The following is a 25,338-nucleotide window of genomic DNA, read 5'->3' as shown; positions in this document are numbered from 1 at the left end:
CTGTGAACAGATGTAAACGGCATGTAAACACAGCGCGATTGGGGCATGCGCCTTGCCAACGACTCGATATACTGATGGAAGCGCCAGCATCCCCAACGCCAGCGAGATGACGATGCCCTTGTCCCCTGACCGCTTGTCCGAAACACTGCGCCGCGAGAGCGATGCGCTGGTGAAGGAAACGGTGCGGCTCGCGCTGGAGACAGGCTTCACCGACCAGACAAGTTCCATGCGGGCGGCATGGACGGAAGCGACGGAGCGCCTCAACGATTGCATCGTGGCGTATTTGTCCGACCCGCTGCGCCATGGCCGCCTCGACGGGCGGCACAACTACCGAAGCGACGAGCGGTTCGACTCCCTGCGGGAAATCGCCTGGCGGCATCACGATTCCGGTGTCCCGCTCGAGCTGAATCATGGGCTGTTCAGGCTCTACCGCCGTGTCTATCTCGATCATCTCGGACCATTGCTGCGCGCCGAAGACGGGTCGTCCGGCGACGGCCCGGCGGACCAGCCGTCCCTCGCGGACCGGCTCGAAGACTTCTTCGACGAGGCGGACCAGGCCATGCTCGCCCCCTGGGCAATGACCGGCGCGAAGGATGCCGCGCTCGGCGACAGTGTTCGCCGCCTCACCCGCGAGCGCGATCAGTATTTCGGGGTCATCGAGAGCCTGCGCGGCCCCGTCTTCATTGCCGACGAAGACGGTCAGCTCGTGAACGCCAATCAGGCGGCGCTGCAGTCGTTTCTTGGCCTGTCCGAGGCCGGTGGCCTCACCTACCGCCTCGCGCTCCAGCCGCATCGCAGCGAACTCCAGGCGGTGATCGACGAGATTTTCGCCATCCCGAGCGAACGTCGCAGCGCGGTCTGGCTACAGACCGAAGACGGCAGCCGCTGTTTCGACATCCGTGTCCGTGGCGTCGAGGATACCGTATACAAGCTGGACCGCTGGCAGATCATCCTGCTGCACGACGTGACCGAGCACCTTCGCGCGGTCGAACGCGCACGCGATGCCGAAAATACCATGTCGCTCTTTCTCGCCGCGATGAGCCACGAGATCCGTGGCCCGCTTCACTGCGTGCTCGGAGCCGCCGATCTTCTGGAGGGGGCCGATCCGGCAGAGGCGGAACGGCTTGTCGAACTCATAGGCGTCTCGGCCCGCGGCCTCAATGCGACACTTGAAAACGTGCTCAGCTTCTCGCGTTTCGAGCATCAGTCGCCGCAACCGAGGCCAGAGCCTATCGCCATTGGAGACGCGCTCGCGAATTGCGTTCGCATGCAGGAAATCCTCGCCCGGCAGCAGGGCGTCCCGCTTCGGCTCGACATGGTGCCCGAGGAGGTCACGGGGGAAGTCCTGCTCGACTGGTCGATGACCCAACAGGTTCTCGGTAACCTGGTCCGGAACGCGCTCAGACATGACGACGGCCGGGGCGTGACGGTCAGCCTGCGCACCGATGCCGACACGCTGTGCTTCCGCATTGATGACCACGGGCCCGGCCTGCCCGCGGAAATCCGCGAGATGCTGGCGCAGGGCGTGGCCGAACTCCGGCCGCGTGCCACCGGGCGCGAAGGTTCGGGGCTCGGGCTCGCCATTGCGCAGCGAATGACCCACGCACTTGGCGGACAGATCATGGCACTCGATACATCGGCCGGCGCGTCGGTCGAGGTCCGGCTGCCGCTGGTTCCTGCCGAAGCCGCTCCGCAGCCTTCCGTGCCGCGCGACCATGGCGGGCAGTACGATGCCAGTTGTCTTGTCGTGGATGACGATCCGATCAGCGGGCTCGTGACCGGCGCCATGCTCGAGCGCCTCGGCCTCTCGGTCGATCATGCGGGCGATCTCGCCCAGGCAAGAGCGCTCTGTGCGGCCCATCCCGACGCCTATGACTACTTCATCGTCGATTATCGTCTGTCGGACGGCACGGGGAGCGATTTCGCGCGGTCCCTGCGAACAGACCCTGCGTTGCGGGGAAAACCGGTGCTCTTGCTGAGCGCCAATGTCGGCGTGGTCCGCGACCGGCCCGAGGAGGCGGAGATGTTTACGGCCGTCCTCGAAAAACCGCTCGACGCGGCCGCTCTGGCGCATGCGATCCAGATCCCCACACGGCCGCCGGTGGGCACGGCCCTGCTCGACGGCCTGTCCCTCTCCGCGCAACGGCGCATGGCCGAAGCCTTTGCCGAGAACTGGTCGGAGTTGAGGGAAATGCTCTCTCTGGAGACGTCCGCCGCGAAAGACCCGACGATCGCAAGCCGGGCGCACAAGCTGGCAAACGGCGCCAAGATATTCGGCCTGACCGAGTTGGCGGAGGCGCTGCGCGCACTCGAAGATGCATACGAAGCCGAGGCGCCGGACGCCTCCGCGCTCGAAGCGGCACGGACGCAGGTGTTGGTCCACAGCTTGGCGCCAGGTTCGCTGGACTCCATTGTGAAAGACCCGGAATGACCAACACAGCCGACATCCTCCTCGTAGATGACGACGTTCTGGCACAGCTCATGGTCGAGGACATCGTCGACCAACTCGGTCACCGCTTCAGCTACGCTCCCGATGGTGAATCCGCCCGCAAGGCGCTCTCCGAGAAGGACTTCGACCTGGTGCTCCTCGACCGGCGCCTTCCGGACACGGACGGGTTGCTTCTTGCCCCGCAGATACGGGATGAGAACAAGGCTCCCTTCATTGTCTTGTCGAGCCTCGATTCACCGAACGACCAGGTCCTCGGCCTCGGCATGGGGGCGATGGACTACGTCTGCAAGCCGGTCGAACCCGTCGTTCTGAGCGCGCGCATCAAAGCCTGCCTGGCTGCACGCCACAAATCCCGCGAGCAAACGCAGTTTAGCGTCGGTGATTCGCTGCATCTCGACGCGCGGTCGCGTCGGCTCAGCGTTGCCGGGAGGACGGAAACACTGTCGCCGGCCGAGACACGGCTGCTTGTATGCCTGATCCGGGAACTCGGCCGTCCATGCAACCGGATGCAGATCAGCATTGCCATCTGCGGGCGGGAGTGGGTTTACGGAGATCGCACCATCGATGTCCTGATTTCGCGCTTGCGCCGCCGGCTGCGGGGCAGCAGCGCACAAATCATCACAGTCCACGGTCTCGGTTACAGTCTCATCGAGGATGGATGATCTCTCCGCACAGCTTTGCTGAAGTCGTTCGATTTCCGCTGTCAGCCGAAGCCATGGCCCTTTCCAGATCAATGACTTAAGCGGGAACGCCTGAACCGTTTGGGCTGCTGAAGACCGTAAAGGACGACCGGCGCAAGGAAGCAGACTGGCCGCTCCCGGCCGCCAGGAACTCAGAAGGCGGCGCCGTCGGCGGAGAAGCGGTGAATGCGGGCGCGGTCCAGTATGAGCGGAAGCGTGTCGCCGGGGCTCACCTGCAAGTGCGGCGGCGCACGCATTGTAACCGGCTCCGGCGTGAAACCGGTCTGCACATAAACGAGCGATTCCGCGCCCAGCTTCTCGACGATCTCGACGGTGCCGCTGAAGTCGGCCTCGCCGTCGCTTGCGATCGAAATATGTTCCGGACGCACGCCAAGGCGGATCGGACCCTCGGGCAGTCTCGCCGCCTCAATCGGCAGCATGGCCGGGCCGAAGGCGGCGGCGGGCGCGCCGCGGCTCGTGTCGATATTCGCCTCGATGAAGTTCATCGACGGTGCGCCGATGAAGCCCGCGACGAAGGTGTTGGCCGGCTTTTCGTAAAGCTCGATCGGCGTGCCGACCTGCTCGATGCGTCCGGCATTGAAGACCACGATGCGGTCGGCGAGCGTCATCGCCTCGGTCTGGTCATGGGTGACATAGACCATCGTGGCGTCGAGACGCTGGTGCAGCCGGGCGATTTCGAGGCGCATCTGCACGCGCAGCGCGGCATCGAGGTTCGACAGCGGCTCATCGAACAGAAAGACCTTGGGATTGCGGATGATCGAACGGCCTATGGCGACGCGCTGGCGCTGCCCGCCGGACAATTGCCGCGGCTTGCGCTCCAGAAGCATCTCCAGTTGCAACGTCTTGGCGACTTCGGCGACACGACGGTCGATCTCCTCGCGCGAGACCTTCGCCAACCGCAGGCCGAAACCGATATTCTCGGCCACCGTCAGGTGCGGAAACAGCGCATAGGACTGGAACACCATTGCGATCTCGCGCTTCGACGGCGCGACATTGGTGATGTCGCGGTCACCGATCCTTATCTGGCCGCCACTGACGGTTTCCAGCCCGGCGATCATGCGCAACATGGTGGACTTGCCGCAACCGGACGGCCCGACAAAGACCACGAACTCACGATGCGCGATGTCGAGATTGACGCCGTTGATGACCTGGACACTGCCGAAGGACTTGGTGATGTTTTCGATTGTCAGACGTGCCATTTTCTATCCTTTAACCGCACCCATGGTCATGCCCTTGATGAAGTAGCGCTGGAAGAAGAGGAAGACGATCAGCGTCGGCAGACTGGCGATCAGCGACAATGCGCCCTGCACGCCCCAGGCAACGGAGTACTGGCCCTTCAGATTGACGAGCCCGAGCATGATGGTGCGCTTTTCGTCGGACTGGGTGAAGATCAGCGGCCACAGGAAGTCGTTCCAGATCCAGGTGAATTGCAGTGTTGCCAGCACGGCGAGCGCCGGCAGGCTCAGCGGCAGGGCGACACGGGTGAGGACCTGCCATTCGTTGGCGCCCTCGAGGATCGCCGCCTCGCGCAGGGCGTTCGGCACGGTGGCGAAGAAGTTGCGCATCAGCAATGTGCAGATCGGCAGGCCCATGGCGATGTGCACGAAGATCACCGGCCACAGCGTGTCGATCAGCCCGACCGCGTTGAACAGGCGATAGAGCGGGATCAGGATTACCTGCGGCGGAAAGAACATGCCGGCGATGATGACGAGGAACAGCGCCTCGGAGCCGCGGAACGGCAGCTTGGCGAAAACGTAGCCCGCCAGCACGCCGAGCGCCAGCGACACCGACGTCGCCGGGATCGCCACCATCAGCGTGTTGAGCAGGTACCGGTGCACCGCCGGGTTCTGCAGGACCTCGGCAAAATTGCCGAGATAAAGCCGGTCGGGGATCGACCACAGATCGCCAAGCGCGATCTCGCGTGTCGTCTTGATCGACGACAGCAACACACCCGCGGTCGGCGCAAGGAACAGCAGCGCCAGGCACACCAGCACGATGAAGATGACCGCCGGCCACGGATTGAATTCCTTGCCGGCGGGATGGATGGCGTGGACGTCAGCCATAGATCTCGTCGACTTTCTTCAGTTCGCGGAAATAGATGCCGATGATCGTCAGCGCCACGAGGAACAGCACGACGGAGATCGCGCTGCCGTAGCCCATCAGATATTTCTTGAAGGACTCGTTGTACATGTGCATGGCGAGCGTGTCGGAGGAGTTGAACGGCCCGCCCCCGGTCATGATGTAGAGGATCTCGAAGCCCTTCAGCGAATTGATGACCGAGAGCGCGACGACCACAACGGTTGCCGGCGTCAGAAGCGGGATGACGACGATGCGGATGCGCTGCCAGATCGAGGCGCCCTCGATCTCGCAAACTTCCAGCAGGTCCTCGGAAATCGAGGTCAGACCGGCCAGGTAGATGACCATGGAAAGCCCCGTCTGCTGCCACGACCACGCGACGATGACCGAGCCGAGCGCCGTGCCGGGCTTTGCCAGCCAGGCGAACGACAGGTCGCTGCCGACAGCCGCGTTGACGGCGGTGTTCAGAAGCCCCCAGTCGGGCTGGTAGATCCAGATCCAGATCTGGCCGACGACGACCGCCGACAGGCAGATCGGGAAATAGAAGATCGACTTGAACACCGATCCGCCCGGGATGCGGCTGTCGATCAACAGCGCAAGAACGAGCCCCAGAAGCGTGGGCAGCAGGATCGCCGCCACCATCCAGATCACCGTGTTCACGGCCGCGTTGAAAAACAGCTTGTCGGTCCACAGCTTGGCGAAGTTCTCGAACCCGACATAGTCGTACTCGGCCGAGAAGCCGTTCCAGTTGGTGAAGGAATAATAGAACGAACTGGCCAACGGCCAGATCACCAGAAGTGTGAAAACGCCGAGCGGCAGGGCGAGGAAGACAAGGCGCCAGACGCCGGTTTCGCGCTCCATGGACCGCACTCTCCAAAAACGATGCCCGGCCGCCGAAACGGCCGGGCGGATTGTCGATTATTCTGCGAAGGCCTTTTCGGCATCCTCGGACGCCTGGGCCAGGATGTCGTCCACCTTGGACGGATCATCCATGAAGCGTGCGAACATGGAAAGTCCGACCTCGGCCACCGGCGGCGGCGTCGACAGGTCATAGTTGAAGACGAAGGCATCCGCTCCGGCAACCGCCTTCAGCGCGTGCTGCATGACCGGCGTATAGGCCGAGTCGTCGACATTGACGTTGGCCGAGAGCGCGCCCTGGATACCGGCCCACTTCGCCTGTACGTCCGTATCGGAGATCATGAAGTTGAGCAGCTTCTCCGCGTCTTCCGGATTGGCGGCGTTGGCCGAGATGACCAGTCCGTCGACCGGGCCGACAACCGCGTTCGGTACGCCTGCCTCAACCTGCGGGAATTCGAAGAAATCGTAATCGCCGCCGGGCTCAAGGCCGATGCCGTTCCAGTAGCCGGTGATCCACGTGCCCATCAGCGTCATCGCCGCGTCGCCGCGCGCCACCTTGTCGGAGGCGTCCGTCCACGTGTCTGCATTGGCGTTGTCAACGAAGTAGCCCTTGTCGATGAGCTCCTTCCACATCGCCATCGCCTTCTTGACCTCATCGTCGTCATAGGAGGCGGAGCCGTCCATCAGCTTGGCGCGGTAGTCCGGTCCAGCCGTACGCAGGATCAGGTAGTCGAACCAGAACTGCGCCGGCCAACGGTTCTTCGAGCCGAGCGCGATCGGGGTGACGCCGTTCGATTTGAGCGTTTCGCACATGGCCAGGAAATCGCCCCAGCTTTCCGGCATCTCGGTGATGCCGGCCTCTTCGAGCACGGCAGTGTTATAGAACATGCCCGCGTAGTGGTAGCCGAACGGCACGAGGTAGCGCTTGCCGTCATACAGCGTCGCGCCGTCGGCGACAGATTTCGCCACCACGTCGTTAAGGCCATTGGCATTCCACATGTCGTCGATCGGTCGCAGGCTGTCCGAATCGATCACGAACTGCGTGCGTGCGCCCGCCCAGTAGGAAAAGACGTCCGGCAAATTGTTGCCCGCGGCGCGCACGAGGATGCCCGTCTTGAAGTCCTCGTGGCCGATCGGGCTGTCCTTGACGGCGATTCCGGTCTCGTCCTGGAATTCGGCGAAGATCTCCTTCAGGCCACCGAGCCCGAGTTCGCCGGTGAAATAATGCGAGATGGTGACTTCGCCGTCCGCGGCAAGCGTCGGCCCGGCCGTCATCAGCGCCGGCACGGCGATTGCCGTCATGAGCAGGTTGCGTCTCGAAAGCATGGACATGGGCTCCTCCCTTGGAATTAGTTCGTATATGTTGAACATATTGCCGATACGGCCCGCATTCACGCTTAAACCAACACCTATGTCAACAAAAAGTGTTGCATATGGGTGTAAAATATGGCGAGTTTAGCGAAATTGGCGCTCTGCGACGCATTAGTTTGACTATCTTGTACTTTTGGTATGTAAATGTTGAACTTTACGTCACAGACCGTCGAAAAGGACCAGACCATTATGCGTCTACTGCAATCACTGACCCGCGGGCTGGACACGCTCGACTACATGCGCAGCGAGGACAATCCCGTCCGGCTGACGGATGTCGCCGGCGCGCTTGGTGTGGAGAAGTCCAATGCCGCGCATGTTCTCAAGACGCTGGTCGCGGCCGGTTACGCCGAACAGGACGGCAGCCGCCGCTACCGGCTGACGGCCAAGGCCGCCCCCGCCGCCCGCTCCGAGCACTCGCTCGAGGACATCGTCGCCTGCAAGGAGGCGTGGCGCCCGGCGCTTGAGGAACTCGTCGCCCGTACGCATGAGTGCGCGCATCTCGCCGTCCTCGTGGAATCGCGCGTCTGGTACATCGACAAGATCGATTCCACCCTGCCGCTCAAGGTCGACCACCCGATCGGGTCGCTATCGCCGCTGCACTGCACGGCGCTCGGCAAGGCGTTCCTGGCTTTCGGCGACGCCCGCCCGCAGGACGATCTGACCAGCTATACACGCACAACCATCACCGCGCCCGGCAGGCTCAAGGCGGAGATCGCCGTCACGCGCCAGCGCGGATACGCCATCGACGACGAAGAGTTCGCGCCGGGCATCCGCTGCGTTGCGCGGCCGGTCTACGACTCCAACGGAACCATGATCGCCGCCATCGGCGTATCCGGCCCCAGCGTGCGTGTCGACGACGCGCGGCTGGAGGAACTCGGCCGGATCGTCATGTCGGTTTCAGCCAATAACGGAAAGGACATCGCCTCATGGCAGGAAAGCCTATCGGCGTAGGCATCGTCGGCACGGGCCGCATATCGGACCTGCACGCGATCGAATACGGCCGCAATCCCGATGCGAACATCGTCGCGCTGTGCGACCGCGACAGCGGTGCGGCCGAGGCGCGCGCCGCCGCCTGGGGATGCGCCGACGCCGCCATTCTCGACGACATGGACGCGCTTCTCGCGCGCGACGATGTCGACCTCGTCGAGATTCTGCTACCGCATCACCTGCACCTCGACGCCGCGATAAAGGCAGTCGAGGCCGGAAAGGCCGTGTCGCTGCAAAAGCCGATGTGCCTGTCGATGGACGAGGCCGACCGGCTGGTCGAGGTGGCCGCCGCGTCAAAGCGGCCCTTCAAGGTGTTCGAGAACTTCATCTTCTATCCGCCGGTGCTCAAGGCGCGCGAACTGGTGGACGCCGACGCCATCGGCACGCCGCTGTCGATCCGCATCAAGAGCAATCCCGGCAAGAGCGCCACCGCGTGGGAGGTGCCCGCAGCGGCGAATGCCTGGCGCCAGCAGAAGGCGCATTCGGGCGGCGGACCGCTGGTCTTCGACGACGGCCACCACAAATTCGCGCTCGCATGGCACTTCATGGGCAACCCGGAAGCCGTCCACGCCTTTATCGGCCGGACCGAGACCGCCAGCGGCTCCGTCCTCGACGCGCCGTCGATCGTCTCCTTCCGGTTTTCCGGCGGACGTATCGGCAATCTCGAGGTGGTCTACTCACCGGAACTGGAGATCATCACCCGCCACTACGCCCAGGACGATCGCGTCGAGATCACCGGCACCAAGGGCGTCATCTGGATCAATTGCGGACATGGACGGCTTGGCGATCCACCACCGGTCGCGCTCTACCGCGATGGCCAGATCACCACGTGGCACGACCTCGCGACCGGCTGGGAAGAGAGCTTCGTCCTTTCGACGCGGCATTACATCGACGTTCTGACGAACGGCGGCCGACCGGTTCTTACCGCCGACGAGGGCCGCCAGGTTCTCCGTTTCGCGCTGGCCGCCGAAGAGTCCGCGCAAACCGGCAAGCCTGTCGAATTCGGGCCACGGGAGGCCGCCTGACCCATGGACGCACGCAGCTCATCCGCACCCTTCCCCGACACGACCGAGGCCCGCGCTGCCTTTCTCGCCGAGGCCGGCGGGCTGGACGCGGCGATTGCCGGTGGCACGCTCGGCGAAACCGTCACCATTCCGATGGCCGAGGCCCTCGTCCTCGGACTCATGCGACAGGGGGTCACGACCTATCTCGCGATCTTCGGCCACGGCTCGACCGCGCTCGGTGAGGTGCTGCGTGCCTATGAGGCCGCAGGACTGGTGCGCACATTCCAGTTCCGCAACGAGGTCGCAATGGCGCATGCGGGAACGGCGCTGCGCTGGATCTACGGCGAGGCATGCGCCGTCGTCACGTCCATCGGCCCGGGTGCGCTGCAGGCCATGGCCGGCTCGCTCGCCGCCGCGTCGAACGGCGTCGGCGTCTATCACATCTATGGTGACGAGACGACGCATGGCGAGGGCTACAACATGCAGCAGGTGCCCAAGCCCGGCCAGGGCCTGTTCGGGCAGATTACGGCGGCGATGGGCGCGTCGTACACGCTACATTCGCCCGGCGCGGTCCGCGATGCGCTGCGCAAGGGCGCTTCCGCCGTGTTTCATCCCTGGAAGCCGAGCCCCTTCTATCTCAACCTGCCGCTCAACACCCAGCCGGCGTCGGCGACCCTGAGGCTCGATGCGCTGCCGCTGCGCCCGGAATTCGCACCGCAGAGCCCGGCCGAACCGGCCGTTTTCTCCGAGGCCGTCGATTTGATCGCCAGGGCGTCGCGTGTCGCCATCAAGGCAGGCGGCGGCTCCCGGCCCTTCGCCGAGCAAGTCCGCCGGCTGGCGGAAGCATCCGGCGCGGTGGTCGTGCAAAGCCCGGGCTCGACCGGCATCCTGCCCGACGCCGATGAGCGCAATATGCATGTGGGCGGGTCGAAGGGATCGATCTCCGGCAACTACGCCATGGACGAGGCCGACCTGCTGATCGTCATCGGCAGCCGCGCGGTTTGCCAGAGCGACTGTTCGGGCACCGGCTGGCCGCGGGTCGAAAACGTCATCAATATCAACGCCGATCCCGTAGACGTGCAGCACTACAACCGCACGGTGGCGCTCACTGGCGACATCGGCGCGGTGACAGAACGCCTCTGCGCCTCGCTCGACGGCGGCGCCGCGAAGGATAACAAGGCGGACTGGCTCGCCGACTGCCTCGAGAAGAAGCGCGAGTGGCAGACCTTCAAGCACGCGCAATACGACGCCGGCCCGCTCGCCGATCCGGTCTGGGGCGAACCCGTTTTGACGCAGCCGCAGGCGATCAAGGTCGCCGCCGACTTCTGCAAGTCCGTCGCCGCGATCAAGCTGTTCGATGCCGGCGACGTGCAGGCCAACGGTTTCCAGATCGTCGAGGACGACGCCCCCGGCGAAAGCTACACCGAGAGCGGCGCCTCCTATATGGGCTTCGCGGTGTCGGCGCTCACGGCCGGCGCGCTCGCCGGAAAGGGTCGCTACATGGTGGCGTTCACCGGCGACGGCTCCTTCATGATGAATCCGCAGGTACTCATCGACGGCGTCGAGCACGGCGTCCACGCCACGATCCTGCTGTTCGACAACCGTCGCATGGCGGCGATCAGTTCGCTGCAGGAGGCGCAGTACGGACGCGACTTCCGAACCAGCGACAGCGTCGCCGTCGATTATGTCGCCATGGCCGCCTCCGTCACCGGCGTGAAGGCGCTGTGGGGCGGCACGACAGCGGAAATGCTGAGGGACGCGCTCGCCGAGGCACACGCCCACAAGGGGCTCAGCCTCATTCACGTGCCGGTCTATTACGGCACGGATCCGCGCGGCGGCATGGGCGCCTACGGGCGCTGGAACGTCGGCAACTGGTGCGACGACGTCCAGAAACTCTACCAGAACACGGCCGTCTGAACGGCCAGGCAAACTCCAGGGGAGACACTATGTACGAGGCATACGGCCTACTGATCGACGGGGAATGGAAAGCGGCGGCGGACAACGCCACGCTGGAGGTGTTCAGCCCGGTCAGCGAGGAGCGCATCGGCACTGTGCCCGCCGCAGGCGACGCGGACATCGCCGCCGCGCTGAAATTCGCTGCCGAGGGCTTTCGCGTCTGGTCGTCGGTTTCGGCCTGGAACCGCGCCGCGATCCTGCGACGCACGGCCGACCTGCTGCGCGAGCGCATCGAAGACGCGGCCCGCGTCATGAGCACCGAGACCGGCAAGCCGCTGGCCGAGGCCCGCGCCGAGATCAATGCGTCGGCCGACCAGTTCGAATGGTATGGCGAGGAGGCGAAGCGCACTTACGGCCAGACGATCCCCGGCCGTGCCGCGGACGAACGCCTCAGCGTCATCCACCAGCCCGTCGGCCCCTGCCTAGCGCTGTCGGCCTGGAACTTCCCGGCGCTGCTGCCGGCGCGCAAGATCGCAGCCGCGCTCGCCGCCGGCTGTTCGGTGATCGCGCGGCCCGCCTCCGAGGCGCCCGGCTCCTGCATGGTTCTGGCGCAGGCGCTGCTCGATGCCGGCCTGCCCGCCGGGGCGCTGTCGATCCTGACCGGCGATCCCGTACCGATGGTCGAAAAGCTGATCGCCTCGCCGGTGATCCGAAAGGTCTCGCTGACCGGCTCGGTGCCGGTCGGCAAGGAAGTGCTGCGCCAGTGCGCCGCCGGCGTGAAGAAGGTCACGCTGGAGCTGGGCGGCCACGCCCCGGTCATCGTGCATTCCGATTTCGATCCCGTCGCCGCGGCTGAAAAGCTTGCCGCGACCAAGTTCCGCAATTGCGGCCAGGTCTGCATCTCGCCGAGCCGCTTCTATGTGCATGAATCGATCCGCGAACCGTTCGAACAGGCCTTTGCCGAATATGCCCGGAAGCTGGTCGTCGGCGACGGGCTGGAAGACGGCGTGACCACCGGTCCGATGATCCGCCGGCGCGCGCTCGACAGCGCGTTGCGGCTGATAGAGGACGCCCGGGCGAAGGGCGGCCGGCTGATGGCCGGCGGCGGACGGCCCGAGGGGCTCGACAAGGGCCACTTCCTCGCGCCGACCGTGATCGCCGGCGTGCCGGACGACGCCGCGATCATGAGCGAAGAACCCTTCGCACCGGTTGCGCCGATCGCCGCCTTCAGCGATTTCGACGAGGTCATCGCCCGCGCCAACTCGACGCCCTTCGGCCTTGCGTCCTACGTCTTCACCCATGACGGCGCGCTCGCCTCGCAGACCGCCGAGGCGCTCGAAGCCGGCATGGTCGGCGTCAACGAGACCCTTCTCGCGACGGCAGAAGCGCCGTTCGGCGGCGTCAAGGAAAGCGGCTTCGGACGCGAGGGCGGTTCGCTGGGCATTCTCGATTACCTGACGCCGAAATACATTCGCCACAAGCTGGTGCGTGGAGCCGTCCATGTCTGAGAAACCAAAGGGACTCGACAACGGCCTGACCAATTACGGCGACCGGGATTTCGCGCGCTATCTGCGCCGCTCCTTCGCCAAGTCGATGGGCTACACCGACGCGTCGCTCGACAAGCCGATCGTCGGCATCTGCACCACCGAAAGCGGCTTCAACAACTGCCACCGGCATTTCCCGGAAATGCTGGAGGCGGTGAAGCGCGGCGTGCTGGCGGCCGGCGCGCTGCCGGTGCCCTTCCCCGTCATCTCGCTGGGCGAAGTCTTCCTGAGCCCAACCTCGCTGGTCTACCGCAACCTGATGGCGATGGCCGTCGAAGAAATGATCCGCGCCCAGCCAATGGATTCGGTCGTGCTGATGGGTGGCTGCGACAAGACCGTTCCGGCCCTGCTGATGGGCGCCGCTTCGGCCGGCAAGCCCGCATCATTGGTCGTCGCCGGGCCGATGATGACCGGGCGCCATCGCGGCGAGCGCCTCGGCGCGTGTACCGACTGCCGCCGATTCTGGGCCAATTACCGCGCCGGCACGGTCGACGACGAGGAGATCAACCAGGTCGAGGGACGCCTCGCGGTCACCGCCGGCACTTGCGCCGTGATGGGCACGGCCAGCACCATGGCGCTGATCGGCGAAACGCTTGGCATGATGCTGCCCGGCACGGCCGCGATCCCCGCCGTTCACGCCGACCGGCTGCGCGCGGCCGAGGAAACGGGCGCGCTGGCCGCGAAAATGGCAACGACAGGCGGTCCGACGCCGGACAAGCTGATCACCAGGGAATCCGTTGAGAACGCCCTGCGCGTGTTGCTCGCCGTCTCCGGTTCGACCAACGCCGTCATCCACCTGGCGGCGATTGCCGGACGCCTCGGCATCGATATCGATCTGGAGCGGTTCAACGCACTCAGCGACGAGACGCCGGTGCTGGTCGACCTGAAACCGGTCGGCTCCGGCTACATGGAGGATTTCCACACCGCCGGCGGCCTCGACGGCGTGCTGCGCGGCATTGCCGGCAAGCTGAACGCCGGCTGCGCCGATGTCACCGGTCTGACCATGGAAGACCGGCTCGCCCGTCCCCTCGCCGACCCGATCGACGCCAGCTTCATCCGCACCGCGGACTCGCCGGTCAACCCGGTCGGCGGACTGATCGCGCTGACCGGGACGCTGGCGCCCGAAGGCGCGATCCTCAAGCGCGCGGCGGCGACGCCGGGCCTGCTCGAACACGAGGGCCGCGCCGTTGTGTTCTCCTCGCTGGAGGACCTCGCCAACAGGATCGACGATCCCGATCTCGACGTTACCGCCGACGACATACTGGTGCTTCAGAATGCCGGTCCGCGCAGTGCTTCGGGCATGCCCGAAGCCGGATACCTTCCGATCCCGAAAAAGCTCGCCCGCCAGGGCGTCAAGGACATGGTGCGCATCTCGGACGCGCGCATGAGCGGCACCGCCTTCGGCACGATCGTGCTGCATGTGACGCCGGAAGCCGATGTGGGCGGCCCGCTGGCGCTGGTCCGGGACGGGGATCGCATCCGCCTCTCGGCATCACGGAAAAGCATCGACCTGCTGGTCGATCCGGCGGAACTCGCCACACGAAAACCGGCCATCGCAGCCGGCGACAAGCCCGCCGACCGCGGCTACGCGAAACTCTACCGCGACAGCGTCCTTCCGGCGACGCTGGGCTGCGATTTCGATTTCTTGAGACATTCGTAGGCCATATCAGCCAACGCAGGCCGATGTGGGATCCGAAATAGGGAGAGAATTGAGCGGCGGCGGCCTTACGGCCGCTTTGGGTTACATCCGGACACGGTTTTGAGTTTCGGAACGTCAGTTCCGCAACATGGCATTGCTTCCGTTTCGACTAGCGGCTTGCCCAGAGCAGCCCGCGGCGAAGGATCTCTCGCATGGCCTCGTGTTCGAATTCGTCGGGTCCATGGCCAAGTGCGCTGAAAAATACCTTTCCCCGGCCAAACTTCTTTCTCCACACTGTCGGCATAACCACGCCGTTGATCCACGGATATGGATTGTCGTCGAAGCGCGTGACGGCCAGAACTTCGACGCCGGGCATGCGATACAAGCTCTCGCATGTGCCGTTTCTGCCCCGACATTGACAATGCGCGTCTCGCATCGTTAGCTTTCCTTGGGGAAGGTCCGGGGCAGGAAAATCCTTGTGTTTCTAATGGATTATCCCGGGCGAAATATTGCGTGAGCCTTTTGGGAATCCAACAAAGCTGTTGCTTGTCGAAAGCGCATAAGAATGCCGATGCGGCATTCCGGGTCGTCTCATGATCGGGGACGACGATCCCGCGAGTGTGGCGTTCAGTGAAGACCGCGCCTCGGTCACTTTCGGATCCGGCGACGTGGTGCACTTCACCCGGGCCGAAAGAAAAGTTCTCGACTATCTCTTTCGAAACCCGACCCGTATCCTCAGCCGCAGCCAACTTCTCGACGCAATGGCCGAGACCGGCTCGGACAGCAGCGATCGCAATATCGATTTCGTGATCAACAGGATCAGGCGGAAGCTGCGTGACAGCGCCCGCTCGCCGAAATTCATCGCGACCCATTACGGCGAGGGCTATCAGTGGATATTCCAGGACGATCAGGCGGCGTCGGAGGCGGGCGAAGCCCATCTCGTCGTCGGACCGCTGTTGGGGCTTGCAAGTCTGGAAGGGCACGAACAGACCGGCCGGACGTTCGCGCGTTACCTCGTCAATGAACTCCAGCAGCATCTTGGAAGCGGGAAGCTCGCGGCATTTCAGGAGAGCTACCAGGCGCCGGAGAAAGCCAGGGCGGCTGGCCCGGAGATCAGTATTCAGCTGGGTTTCTTCAGGGACGGCGAAAGCACCGAATGCGTCCTGACCGCGCGAAACGATCTCGACTGGCGCATTTGTCATGTCGAACGCGTGCGTATTCCATCCGACAACTCCGCGCTTGCCGAGCTTTCCTCGCAAGCCCGGCGGCTGGCTCCGGCCATTCTGGCCAAGTGCTGGAAGACGTCGGCGGACGATGCGGTCATGTCCATGCCGCTGCCGGTGGCGATGCATGTGGCGGGACGGCCGGAGAAACTGGAGGACCAACCCTGGCCCGACAATGACCGGCGGCTGAAGGCGCTGATGGCCGAAACGCCTGACGACCCGGTCCTGAAGATGTTCTACGCATCTCATCTGCATACGAAATACGTCCTGCTCGGCCCGCGGCTGTTCAGGACCGGGAAAGACACATGCGCCGAGGACGAGGCCGAGATCGAGCGCCTTGTCACGGAAGCGCTTCCCTTCGTTCAAGCGCAGCCGGAATATTCGGCGATGGCGGCGAAACTGCTCTATTTCGTCGATCGGGGTTATCGGGATCTGGCGCTTGAACTCGCAGACAGGTCGCTTCGCGAAAGCACGTCCGTCGCCTCGTCCCTGGCGATCTCCGGGCAACTGCGCGGCTTTGTCGGCGACATGGATATCGCGCAGAACCATCTGCTTCAGGCCGAGGCGTTGTGCACGCCGCGATCCCAGTTTCATATCTATGTACTGGTGCTCCTTTGCCAGGTGCTCATGGCTGCCGGAGAAAGGGACAAATTGTTCGAGGCGACGCGCAGGATGTATCGTGCCAATGCCGCCACGCGTTTCGTGTTCGAGCCGCTTTTCTCCGACCCGGATCGCCCTTCACTGAGCGCCAAGGGTGTCACTTTGGCGTTGTCCCGGAAGAAACTCGACGGATTGCTCCGCCACGTGAGCTACATTTCGGCGCGCCTTTTCCAGGAACCCGCGCATCGCGAAAACACGTTGCGGACGCTGGTCAATCTCGCGGTCAGGCGTTTCGGCGCCGATTTTATCCATGAGGACGTGCGCAAGGTCGCACCGGGCCTGTTCTGAAGGACCAGCCTTGCGGCGTGGCACCGGCAGCTTTCTGCGCTCCTCGCGGTTATCAAATAGTCCTGCAACAATTGTGCGGAATTTACGAAGACGGAAAAGAGGTGCGGGGGAAAAGGCGCGTGACTGCAGGTCGATTGAGGAGGTTTTCGGACCTCGGGAGCGGGTTCGGGAAGGCCGATTGTTGCCGTGTGTCTTGCAGCATGCTGGCGGTGTGTCTGCTCTCGGTCGTGTCGGTCCCGGCAAAAGCCCAGACGCCGGCCGATCTGTTGATCCTGCAAAAACAGCAGGAAGAGCTGGTGCGCAGGCAGCAGCTCGAAGACGCGCGAAGGCAGCGCGATGAGGACTTGCGGTACAGTCCGCCCGGCAGGAAGCCGGTGCAACAGTCCGGGGCCGAACAGGCGCCGCCGGGTGAAAACTGCCTGGAGGTCGACACGATCGACATCGTCGGCTCCACCCGGCTTTCGGAAGACCTGAAGAAAGCGATCGTGGCTCCCTACGAGGGCCGATGCATCGGCCTCGGCCAGATCAACGAAATCGTCCGCGCCACGACCAACCTCTATATCGACAAGGGCTACATCACATCGCGTGTCGTCATCCCGGAGCAGGACCTCGGCGACGGCTCTCTCGAACTGCAGGTTATCGAGGGCTACACGGGCAAGATCGTGCGTGGCGAACTCGCCGGAGACGTCAATTTGAGAACGTCGTTTCCCGGCCTCGCGGGCACCTTGCTGAATATTCGCGATATCGAGCAGGGTCTCGACCAGATCAACAGGCTGCAGTCGAACAACGCGAAGATGCGACTGCTGCCGGGCGAAGAGGCTGGCCAGTCGATCATTGTCGTGGACAACAAGCCGTCCCGCCCCGTGTCGGGAAGCATCAACTTCGACAATCACGGTTCGTCCGGCACGGGCGAAATCAAGGGCAGCGCTACGCTTGTCTTCGACAATCCCCTTCACCTCAACGATCAGCTGACGCTGACCTATGGCCGCAATCTGGAGAAGCCTTCCGACAATGCACTCAGCCAGAACTACGCCATCAATTACTCGGTGCCGTGGGGATACTGGACCTTGTCCGGAGGCTACAGCAATTTCGAGTATGCCAGTCTGCTGCAGGGCGAGGTCGACAGTTTCGAGACCGACGGCGACGGCAACACCTCCACGCTTTCCTTGTCCAGGGTGCTGAAACGCGACCAGACGAGCAAGACGACGCTCACGGGCACCCTCACCCGCAAGGACAATCTGAATTACGTGGAAGGCTCGAAGCTGGTCTCGAGCAGTCGCGTGACCACCGTGCTGGATATCGCAGCCGTGCACACATTCTTTGCCGCCGGCGCGACATTCACGGTCGATGGCGGCGTGTCGCACGGACTGCCCGCGTTCGGCGCGCAGAACAATCCCGAATTTCCGGGGAGCGCCGACGACGCGTTTCTGCTGACCCATGCGGGCGCGAGTTTCGCGAAGGTTTGGGACGCGGGCGCCATGGCTTTCGGCGCGAATTCGAACCTGACCGCGCAGATGTCCTTCGACCGGCTGCCGGGGACGGAACAGATTTCCATCGGCGGCGTCAGCACGGTTCGCGGTTTCCGAAACAGGTCCGTTTCGGGCATTTCCGGCTTTTATTCGCGCAACGAGATCTACGCGATACTGCCCGATACCGGTAATGAAACGCTTACCGAAATGATCGGCAGCATCCGTCCCTATCTGGCTGCCGATTTCGGGCATGTCTTCGAGCAGCAGGACATCGGCGTGGTCGATGGCGCGACGCTGTTCGGCGGCGCTCTGGGCATTCGGGCGGTCGGCGGCAACCTGAATTTCGACGCCGCGATCGGGCGGCCGATCTACGGACCGGACGGGTTCGACACCGATTGGTCGGTGAATGATTTCTATTTCAAGCTCGGCATGAATTACTGACCGACGAAACTCCGGGAAAAGTTTCATGAGCAATACATTTTTCAGTGGCCGTTACCTGTCGATGTGCGGCCTTGCATTGCTTGGCTCCTCATCCTTGACCCCGGCGCTTGCCCAATCGACGACAATCCAGATCGATCCGGCGGGGCAGAACAACACGTCGGTCACGTCCGTCGTGGTCGAAGGCGAAGCCGAAGACACGCCGGTCCTGAACATCGCCACGCCGAACGCGGCCGGGCTCTCCCACAATGTCTTCACGCAATACGATGTCGGTCCGGAAGGGCTGGTCATCAACAACCACGGCGGCGACGCGCCGATCGCATCCGATCTGGCCGGCGCGGTTCTGGCCAATCCCAATCTCTCGGCGAATGGCGAAGCGCAGACGATCCTCAACGAGATCACCAGCAACAGCCGGTCGTCCCTTCTCGGCCCGCAGGAACTGGTCGGCGGCGCCGCGGATTTCATCCTCGCCAATCCCAATGGCGTCACCTGCAGCGGTTGCGGCTTCCTTGCATTTCCGGGCGCGACGGTCATCACGGGAAAGCCGTCTCTGAATCCCGACGGGTCACTCGGCACGATCGATGTCGACGGAGGAGACGTTGCAATCGAGGGAGACGGCCTCGATGCGAGCACGGTCGACTATTTCGACATCGTCAGCCGTTCGGTCATCATCAACGGGCAGGTCAACGCCAAGAACCTCACCATAACCGCGGGCCGTAATCTCTACGACTACGGTACCGGTATCGCGACGCCGAAGGCCGATAATCCCAATGGGAAACCCGAATTCGGGATCGATTCCTCGGCGCTCGGCGGAATGTATGCCGACCGGATCAAACTGATCGGCACCGAGGCGGGTGTCGGGGTGCGTTTGCGTGGCGACGCCGCTGCCAATGCGGGTGAGATGACCATACGGGCCGACGGCAAGCTCGTCTTCAAGAAGAATGCCGGCGCCTCCGCTCGCCCGCGGATTCGCTCGAAGGGCGCGCTGACAGCCACGTCTGACAGCGGTCCCATCGAGATCGATGGCGTCGATCTGGAATCGCAGGGCGATTTGCAGCTGAGCGGCACGGCGCTGATGGTTCTGAACGGATCGAGCGTGCGCTCGGTGACGCCCGATGGCGGGACTGCGCCCACCCTCACCGCGACGGCGGCGGACACTGTCCAGATTTCCGACTCGCTGTTGAGGAGCGACGGCCTGCTGAGCGTCACGGCGTCCACCATCGACGTGAACAGCGACAGCACCGCGCCCGACAAGGGCATCCAGGGATCCGTCGACGTGACCCTCACCGCGACGGACACGATCGCCAATGCCGGGTTCGTCGCCGCCGGAAGCAAGCTGACCCTGGAAGGCTGGAACCACATCACCAATAGCGGTGGCACGCTTCAGGCCGGCACCGAGATCGAATTTCGCGACGGTCCTGGCGGTGACGGCATTCTGACCAACGATGCCGACTCGACGATACTGGCGCCGGTCATCAATGCCGGTCTCGCGGGGATATATAATTCCGGTGCCATCATCGCGAATTCCAACTCGACGAAGAGCAGCCTGACTGCCGGTATCATCGAAAATACCGGAGACGGCGACAGGGACGTTTCCAGCACCAATGGCCTGATCTATGCCTATTCCGGCATCGATATTCTCACGTCCACACGCTTCGAGAACACCAGCGATGCGTATCTCTACGCGATCGAAGGCCCGATCACGCTTGGCGGTCTCGACATATCACAGGCGCAGGGCACCGTCCGGAATTACGATTCTTCGATCGAGAGCTTCAACGGCAATGTGTCGATCTATGCGGAGGTCTTCGAGAACACCGGCACGCCGGCGGTCGTCACCGATGGAGCCCCCGTGTTGATAGCCGATACGGGCTGGGACGACTTTATCGTTGTCGGTAGCCAGTTGATTCACCTCGTAGACTCATGCGGATCATTCGACGAAGGCAATTTCGACGAACATGTCAACCAGACGTGCGCCCGAATCGCGACCCAAACGACCCAGACAATCGAGGAATCGCCAACCGACTACCGCAGCCAGTTGCTGGCCGGCGGCGACATCGAAATTTACGTACTGGACAGCGCGCTCAACAAGGCAAGCATCATCTCGGCCGCGCAGAACGTGACAATCAGCGGTCCGACGGATACGGGCGGCGACCCGCTGGCGACATTCGTCAATGAATCCCAGGCAATCTACACGATCACGACGCTGGCCGAATTCGAAAGGGATTCCTGGACCGGGGAAGGTCACTTCAAGACCCTTACGACGACGCCGACCTATGGCGTCACGTATCGGCAGGGATCCAATCTTGGAATTGCCTGTTATGATCCGGGCAAGATTTGTTTCAGCTACGTCTCGACAACAACAGGGCCCGTCGGGGGCGTCATTATCGGCGACGAGTACCTGAAAAGCTACGACGATATCGATCAGCCCGTTCACTACACCGGCAATACCGGAATACGGTCGGCCGTCGAGGCTGGCGGAACATTGGCCGTTACCGGCGGGATGTCTATCCAGAACGTCAACAACGGGGCGCACCAACGAGAGGGTAGCACGAGCCTTTCCGCGGGCGAATCCTCGCTTTCGCCACCCGATGCCGCCAGCCTTGTCAGCAACAATCCGCTGGTCGTTCAAAACCCCGACCCCAACGCGCAATTCGTTTTCCAGACCGATCCGCGGTTCTCCGTTTCCGGCCTGTATGGTTCTTCGGATTTCCTTGCCCAGATGGGTGTGAATGTTGCCGAGTACCAGTTCCTCGGCGATTCCTACTATGAACAGCTCTACCTGCGGCAGCAGATCCTGAGCGCAACCGGTCAGCGTTTCGTGGCCCAGGGGCTGGGGAGCGAGGAAGAGCAATACAAGTACCTGCTCGAGCGCGGCGAGTCGCTGCGCGGCGATCTGAATATCGGCATTGGCGTCGCGCTGACGCCCGACCAGATGGCCAATCTGCAGGAAGACGTGGTTCTGCTCGTCGAAACCGAGGTCGACGGCATGACCGTATTGGCCCCCAAACTCTATCTCGCGGCGAACCGCGACACGACGATCGTCGGCGGCGCGCTTCTCGCAGCCACAGACATCAAGCTGGATACCGCAGGCTCGGTCACCAATGAAGGAACGTTGCTGGCGAGCAACGACCTGACGGTCAACTCGGGCGGCGAAGTCACCAACGAGCTTGGCCGAATCGAGGCGGGCGAGGACGTCACCATCACGGCCGATGGCGATATCACCAATCTGAGCGCGGAAATCAGCGGCGGTTCAGTCACGCTGGAAAGCCGCGAAGGCTCGGTCGTCAACAAGACGCTGACATCCGACGCTCGCGACTCGAGCGGCGAAGCCGTCGAAACCCAGGTCGGCGATACCGCGACGATAACCGCGCGTGACGATCTGACGATCTCCGCGAGAGACGAGATCGTGTCCAGCGGCGGCGAGCTTGGCAGCGGTGGCGATACGGAACTGAATGCCCAGGACGTGACTCTGGAGGGAATCGAGGAGAAGTCCACGACAATAACGACCGAACAGACGGACGGAGGCCTCGGAGAAGAAAGCTCGACTACGCGTACCGTCGTGGTCGATACCGAGGTCGAGGGTAGCGGGCTCAGCGTTGGCGGGAACCTCACGGTCAATGCCGGCAATCAGGTTACTGTCAGGGGCAGCGATGTGGATGTCGAGGGCGATAGCGATATCAACGCGGCCAATGTCGTCATCGAGTCGCAGACGGAGACGACGACTGTATCGGAAACGACCGAGCGGTCGGACATCTATGAAAAGCGAGACGACGGATCGATCGTCCTCTTCGGTACCGGCGAAACGACGGTCGAAGGCACAGTGACGACCGAGCGCGGCTCGAACGTCGATTTCGGCGAAAATGTCACGATAAGCAACGGCGTGGACGAGAACGGCGAGGTTCAGGCAGCAGATTCCGTGCGGATTTCCGGATCCGACGTATCGGTCGGTAACGCGACGATAACGTCGAGGGACGTCACTATCGAGGCGGCGACCGAAACCGTGGATGTCACCCAAACGGAGACGGACCGGGGCAGCGTACTCGGCGGCCAGACACGTTCGGGCGCGCCCAGCGACGAAGACGAAACGGGAGAGGATTCCGCCGGTGCCAGCGGTTCGATCGAGGTCTACACCAGCGAGACGACCACCGACGAGCTCTACCAGGAAACGTCCCGCGCCAGCGATATCAATGTAGAGGGTTCGCTAACCATCAATGGCGGCGACGAAGCCGATGGCCAAGATGACGATTCCAGCGTCACCATAACCGGCAGCGATGTCAGTGTCGGCGGGAAGCTGAAGATCGATTCCAAGGACGTCACGATCGAGACGCACCAGACGGAGACGGAATTTTCGACGACTACGACAGAGACCACAGGGGTTCTTGGAGGCAGCGTCGATACCAATGAGCTCGTGGTGGAAGGCGGGGTGGATGTCGATTCCAGCACGACGACGCTCAACGCGACCGAGAACCGCTCCACCACCATCTCGGCCGGCGAAGTCGAAATCAACGCATCGGGCACCGTGACCGACCGGGGCACCGTGTATGACGTCGAAGGCGATATCTCGATCAACGGCGATGACGGCGTCTCCGTCGAGGCGCCGACCGATACCACCACGGTCACGCAGGAAGGATCCGAGACAAGCGTCAGGGCCGGCGTGGCCGTCGATTACAGCACGATCGGCGGAGCCATCGACGACGTGCAGGACAAGGTGCTTGCCGAAGACGAGAAAAGGCGCATCGCGGCGATCGAGGAAAACGACCCCGATGCGGCGCAAGAGGAACGCGAAAACACGAATGTCGATCTCGACCCGGAGATGGACGGACTCAGCCCGCAGAACATCGACGATATCGTGCCCGGCGCGGAGGTCTATGTTTCCGCCGAGCACAACGAAACCACCGACACGGTTGTCAACGAAGAGGCAGTGACTTCCGACATGACCTCGCGCTCGGGAAAGATCACCATCACGAGCGGCGCCACAGGCGACGGTATCACGATTGAGGGGGCGGAGCTTTCGGCGGATAAGGGCATTGAGATTAAGTCAAGAGCCGGTGTCGATGTAACAGTGGCCGAAACCACCGATACGCGCACGACAAGTGAAACCGGCGGAAGCGGTCGAGCCAGCTATGACGTGGTCGACCAGAGCGTATCACTGGAAGGCGAAGGCCATTCAACTGAACTCGATGGTGATGATCCGAATGTGAAGATCACCAACCAGGATACGGCAACACTAGCCACCAGGTCTGGCGGCGTCACGATCGACGGCGGACAGGGTGGAACCAGTCTGACCGGCACCAAGGTCGACGGTGGCGGAGGAGTCGTGATCTCCGGTAAGGATGTTACCCTGAACGCTGCAGAGAACACCTACGAGACGAAGGAACAGTCCACCTCGGGCGGCGGCAGCGTGACTGTCGGAAAGAAGGCGCTCTCCGTCTCCGGGAGCGGTGCTTTCTCCTCCAGCGAGGAAAGCTACTCGGAGGCCGATACGACCCAATTGTCGAGCCCGGACAGCAGCATCACAGTCACAGCAACGGGTTCCGAGGGCGAGACCGGCAAGCTGGCGTCTGAGGGGACCGATTTTTACGCAAAGTCTGGCGACGTCAACCTAAGCGGCGGCGAGGTAAAGCTGGATACTGCCACGAACACATACCACCGTGAATCCGAAAGCGTGTCCGTGGAGGTCGGAATCGGTGGCACGCAAGCCGGATCAAGCGAAGTCCAGGACAATGTCGATGGGGGGCTGAGCAATTCGGGGCAAAGCGGCGATGTCGGTGCGTCCGTCCAGTATTCGACATCCAACGAGACGACAAACGAGGCCGTCCAATCCACCTATAACGCGCAGAATCTGACGGTCACCTCGACGAATGGGGGCGTAACGATCGTCGGCGGCGAGGCGAATGTCACCGAGGAGACGGATATATCCGCAAATGGCGGCTCGGTTTCCTTGGAGGCCGCGACCAGCACCTACGAAAAACAATCCACCGATATCGATGTGAGCGTGGGGCTAAGCCTTGATATCGGCACAAACAAGACAGGCCAGGGAACAAAGGACTCGGGTGGGTCTTCGGATTCGGACTCAAGCAACGGCGGGAACTCCAGCCAAAGCGACGGCAGCAAGACCACGACGCCTGCACCGACCGGCAAGTCGGACGAGAAAGATTCGAGTGAGACGGAAAACGAGAAGAAGGATCCGGGGATTGTCGACACCCTGCTTGGTACAGTTGATATCGAGGGTTCGATCGAAGTCGAGGACACCACCATCGTGGAGAAAGAGGGTGGCACCTTCAACTCGGGTGGCAGTTTCAATGTCAAGGGAGACGGGATCAAGATAGAGGGAACCCAGGTCAATGCGAATGGCGGGAGCGTGGATTCGAATGGAGGGGATCTGACGGTCTCGTCCGCGGAATCCACAATCGACTCCACCCAGTTCGGGCTGGAGATCGGCGTCGGAGTCGAAGTTCAGAAGAAGTCGAAGACGACCAGCAGCAACTCCGGTAACGACACGGACAAGACTACCACGCAAGACGACTCGTCATCGAAATCGTCCACATCGTCATCAAGCGATGCGGGCAAGACCACGACGCAGGACGACTCGTCGTCGAAAACATCCGCATCGTCATCAAGCGATGCGGGCAAGACCACGAAACAGGACGACTCGTCGTCGAAATCATCCACATCGTCATCGAGCGATGCGGGCAAGACCACGACACCGAACGCGGCCCCGACACGGCCATCGTC

At 62.9% G+C, this 25,338-nt stretch carries 15 protein-coding genes; 10 read left to right on the top strand and 5 right to left on the bottom strand.

Going from position 1 to position 25,338, the window contains the following annotated elements; translation table 11 throughout:
* Window positions 1–112: 112 nt before the first annotated feature.
* Window positions 113–2,431, top strand: a complete 2,319-nt coding sequence (locus tag LC343_RS22295) for an ATP-binding protein (RefSeq protein ID WP_223479391.1) — start codon at window positions 113–115, stop codon at window positions 2,429–2,431.
* Window positions 2,428–3,111, top strand: coding sequence for a response regulator transcription factor (locus LC343_RS22290; RefSeq protein ID WP_223479390.1), 684 nt, complete (start codon window positions 2,428–2,430; stop codon window positions 3,109–3,111). The genes LC343_RS22295 and LC343_RS22290 overlap by 4 nt, the downstream gene beginning before the upstream one ends.
* Window positions 3,112–3,281: 170 nt before the next feature.
* Here LC343_RS22290 and LC343_RS22285 read toward each other — a convergent pair whose 3' ends face one another.
* From LC343_RS22285 to LC343_RS22270, 4 genes are read right to left on the bottom strand one after another with little or no spacing between them, the layout of a single operon-like run.
* A complete protein-coding gene (locus tag LC343_RS22285) occupies window positions 3,282–4,349 on the bottom strand; it encodes an ABC transporter ATP-binding protein (RefSeq protein WP_223479389.1) in 1,068 nt (355 codons plus the stop codon).
* Window positions 4,350–4,352: 3 nt separating this feature from the next.
* On the bottom strand, window positions 4,353–5,213 hold the full coding sequence (locus LC343_RS22280; protein WP_223479388.1) for a carbohydrate ABC transporter permease: 861 nt from the start codon (window positions 5,211–5,213) through the stop codon (window positions 4,353–4,355).
* Window positions 5,206–6,087 (bottom strand): carbohydrate ABC transporter permease, encoded by an 882-nt coding sequence (locus tag LC343_RS22275; RefSeq protein ID WP_223479387.1) that lies wholly within the window; start codon window positions 6,085–6,087, stop codon window positions 5,206–5,208. Before LC343_RS22275 ends, LC343_RS22280 begins: the two co-directional genes overlap by 8 nt.
* Window positions 6,088–6,144: 57 nt before the next feature.
* Entirely contained in the window at window positions 6,145–7,416 is a 1,272-nt protein-coding gene (locus tag LC343_RS22270) for an ABC transporter substrate-binding protein (protein ID WP_223479386.1), read from the bottom strand.
* Window positions 7,417–7,644: 228 nt separating this feature from the next.
* Here LC343_RS22270 and LC343_RS22265 point away from each other — a divergent pair, with 228 nt between their 5' ends.
* Genes LC343_RS22265 through LC343_RS22245 form a run of 5 tightly spaced genes read left to right on the top strand, consistent with a single transcriptional unit; the run spans window position 7,645 to window position 14,546 of the window.
* Window positions 7,645–8,406, top strand: a complete 762-nt coding sequence (locus tag LC343_RS22265) for an IclR family transcriptional regulator (protein WP_223479385.1) — start codon at window positions 7,645–7,647, stop codon at window positions 8,404–8,406.
* Window positions 8,382–9,467: a Gfo/Idh/MocA family protein gene (locus LC343_RS22260; protein WP_223479384.1), complete on the top strand. Its 1,086-nt coding sequence runs from the start codon at window positions 8,382–8,384 to the stop codon at window positions 9,465–9,467. The genes LC343_RS22265 and LC343_RS22260 overlap by 25 nt, the downstream gene beginning before the upstream one ends.
* 3 nt (window positions 9,468–9,470) lie before the next feature.
* On the top strand, window positions 9,471–11,363 hold the full coding sequence (locus LC343_RS22255) for a thiamine pyrophosphate-binding protein (protein WP_223479383.1): 1,893 nt from the start codon (window positions 9,471–9,473) through the stop codon (window positions 11,361–11,363).
* Between the two features lie 29 nt (window positions 11,364–11,392).
* On the top strand, window positions 11,393–12,850 hold the full coding sequence (locus tag LC343_RS22250) for an NAD-dependent succinate-semialdehyde dehydrogenase (protein WP_223479382.1): 1,458 nt from the start codon (window positions 11,393–11,395) through the stop codon (window positions 12,848–12,850).
* On the top strand, window positions 12,843–14,546 hold the full coding sequence (locus LC343_RS22245; RefSeq protein WP_223479381.1) for a dihydroxy-acid dehydratase: 1,704 nt from the start codon (window positions 12,843–12,845) through the stop codon (window positions 14,544–14,546). Before LC343_RS22250 ends, LC343_RS22245 begins: the two co-directional genes overlap by 8 nt.
* Before the next feature lie 148 nt (window positions 14,547–14,694).
* On the opposite strand, the gene LC343_RS22240 is transcribed toward LC343_RS22245, so the two are convergent.
* Window positions 14,695–14,901 (bottom strand): ThuA domain-containing protein, encoded by a 207-nt coding sequence (locus LC343_RS22240; RefSeq protein WP_223479380.1) that lies wholly within the window; start codon window positions 14,899–14,901, stop codon window positions 14,695–14,697.
* A 217-nt stretch (window positions 14,902–15,118) separates the two neighbouring features.
* Here LC343_RS22240 and LC343_RS22235 point away from each other — a divergent pair, with 217 nt between their 5' ends.
* The 3 genes from LC343_RS22235 to LC343_RS22225 all read left to right on the top strand — a co-directional run.
* On the top strand, window positions 15,119–16,696 hold the full coding sequence (locus LC343_RS22235) for a winged helix-turn-helix domain-containing protein (protein WP_223479379.1): 1,578 nt from the start codon (window positions 15,119–15,121) through the stop codon (window positions 16,694–16,696).
* 209 nt (window positions 16,697–16,905) lie between these two features.
* Complete coding sequence (locus LC343_RS22230) at window positions 16,906–18,606, top strand: ShlB/FhaC/HecB family hemolysin secretion/activation protein (protein WP_223479378.1); 1,701 nt, start codon at window positions 16,906–16,908, stop codon at window positions 18,604–18,606.
* A gap of 25 nt (window positions 18,607–18,631) precedes the next feature.
* A partial coding sequence (locus LC343_RS22225; protein WP_223479377.1) for a two-partner secretion domain-containing protein occupies window positions 18,632–25,338 on the top strand: 6,707 nt, incomplete at its 3' end.

Origin of the sequence: Oricola indica (assembly GCF_019966595.1) — a bacterium.
GTDB lineage: Bacteria > Pseudomonadota > Alphaproteobacteria > Rhizobiales > Rhizobiaceae > Oricola > Oricola indica.
The sequence above is the reverse complement of the archived record's forward strand: the minus strand, read 5'-3'. Positions and strand labels throughout refer to the sequence as shown.

Coding starts and splice junctions, on each gene's coding strand:
- LC343_RS22295 (WP_223479391.1), top strand. CDS start 113: ATGCCCTTGTCCCCTGACCGCTTGTCCGAAACACTGCGCCGCGAGAGC.
- LC343_RS22290 (WP_223479390.1), top strand. CDS start 2,428: ATGACCAACACAGCCGACATCCTCCTCGTAGATGACGACGTTCTGGCA.
- LC343_RS22285 (WP_223479389.1), bottom strand. CDS start 4,349: ATGGCACGTCTGACAATCGAAAACATCACCAAGTCCTTCGGCAGTGTC.
- LC343_RS22280 (WP_223479388.1), bottom strand. CDS start 5,213: ATGGCTGACGTCCACGCCATCCATCCCGCCGGCAAGGAATTCAATCCG.
- LC343_RS22275 (WP_223479387.1), bottom strand. CDS start 6,087: ATGGAGCGCGAAACCGGCGTCTGGCGCCTTGTCTTCCTCGCCCTGCCG.
- LC343_RS22270 (WP_223479386.1), bottom strand. CDS start 7,416: ATGTCCATGCTTTCGAGACGCAACCTGCTCATGACGGCAATCGCCGTG.
- LC343_RS22265 (WP_223479385.1), top strand. CDS start 7,645: ATGCGTCTACTGCAATCACTGACCCGCGGGCTGGACACGCTCGACTAC.
- LC343_RS22260 (WP_223479384.1), top strand. CDS start 8,382: ATGGCAGGAAAGCCTATCGGCGTAGGCATCGTCGGCACGGGCCGCATA.
- LC343_RS22255 (WP_223479383.1), top strand. CDS start 9,471: ATGGACGCACGCAGCTCATCCGCACCCTTCCCCGACACGACCGAGGCC.
- LC343_RS22250 (WP_223479382.1), top strand. CDS start 11,393: ATGTACGAGGCATACGGCCTACTGATCGACGGGGAATGGAAAGCGGCG.
- LC343_RS22245 (WP_223479381.1), top strand. CDS start 12,843: ATGTCTGAGAAACCAAAGGGACTCGACAACGGCCTGACCAATTACGGC.
- LC343_RS22240 (WP_223479380.1), bottom strand. CDS start 14,901: ATGCCCGGCGTCGAAGTTCTGGCCGTCACGCGCTTCGACGACAATCCA.
- LC343_RS22235 (WP_223479379.1), top strand. CDS start 15,119: ATGATCGGGGACGACGATCCCGCGAGTGTGGCGTTCAGTGAAGACCGC.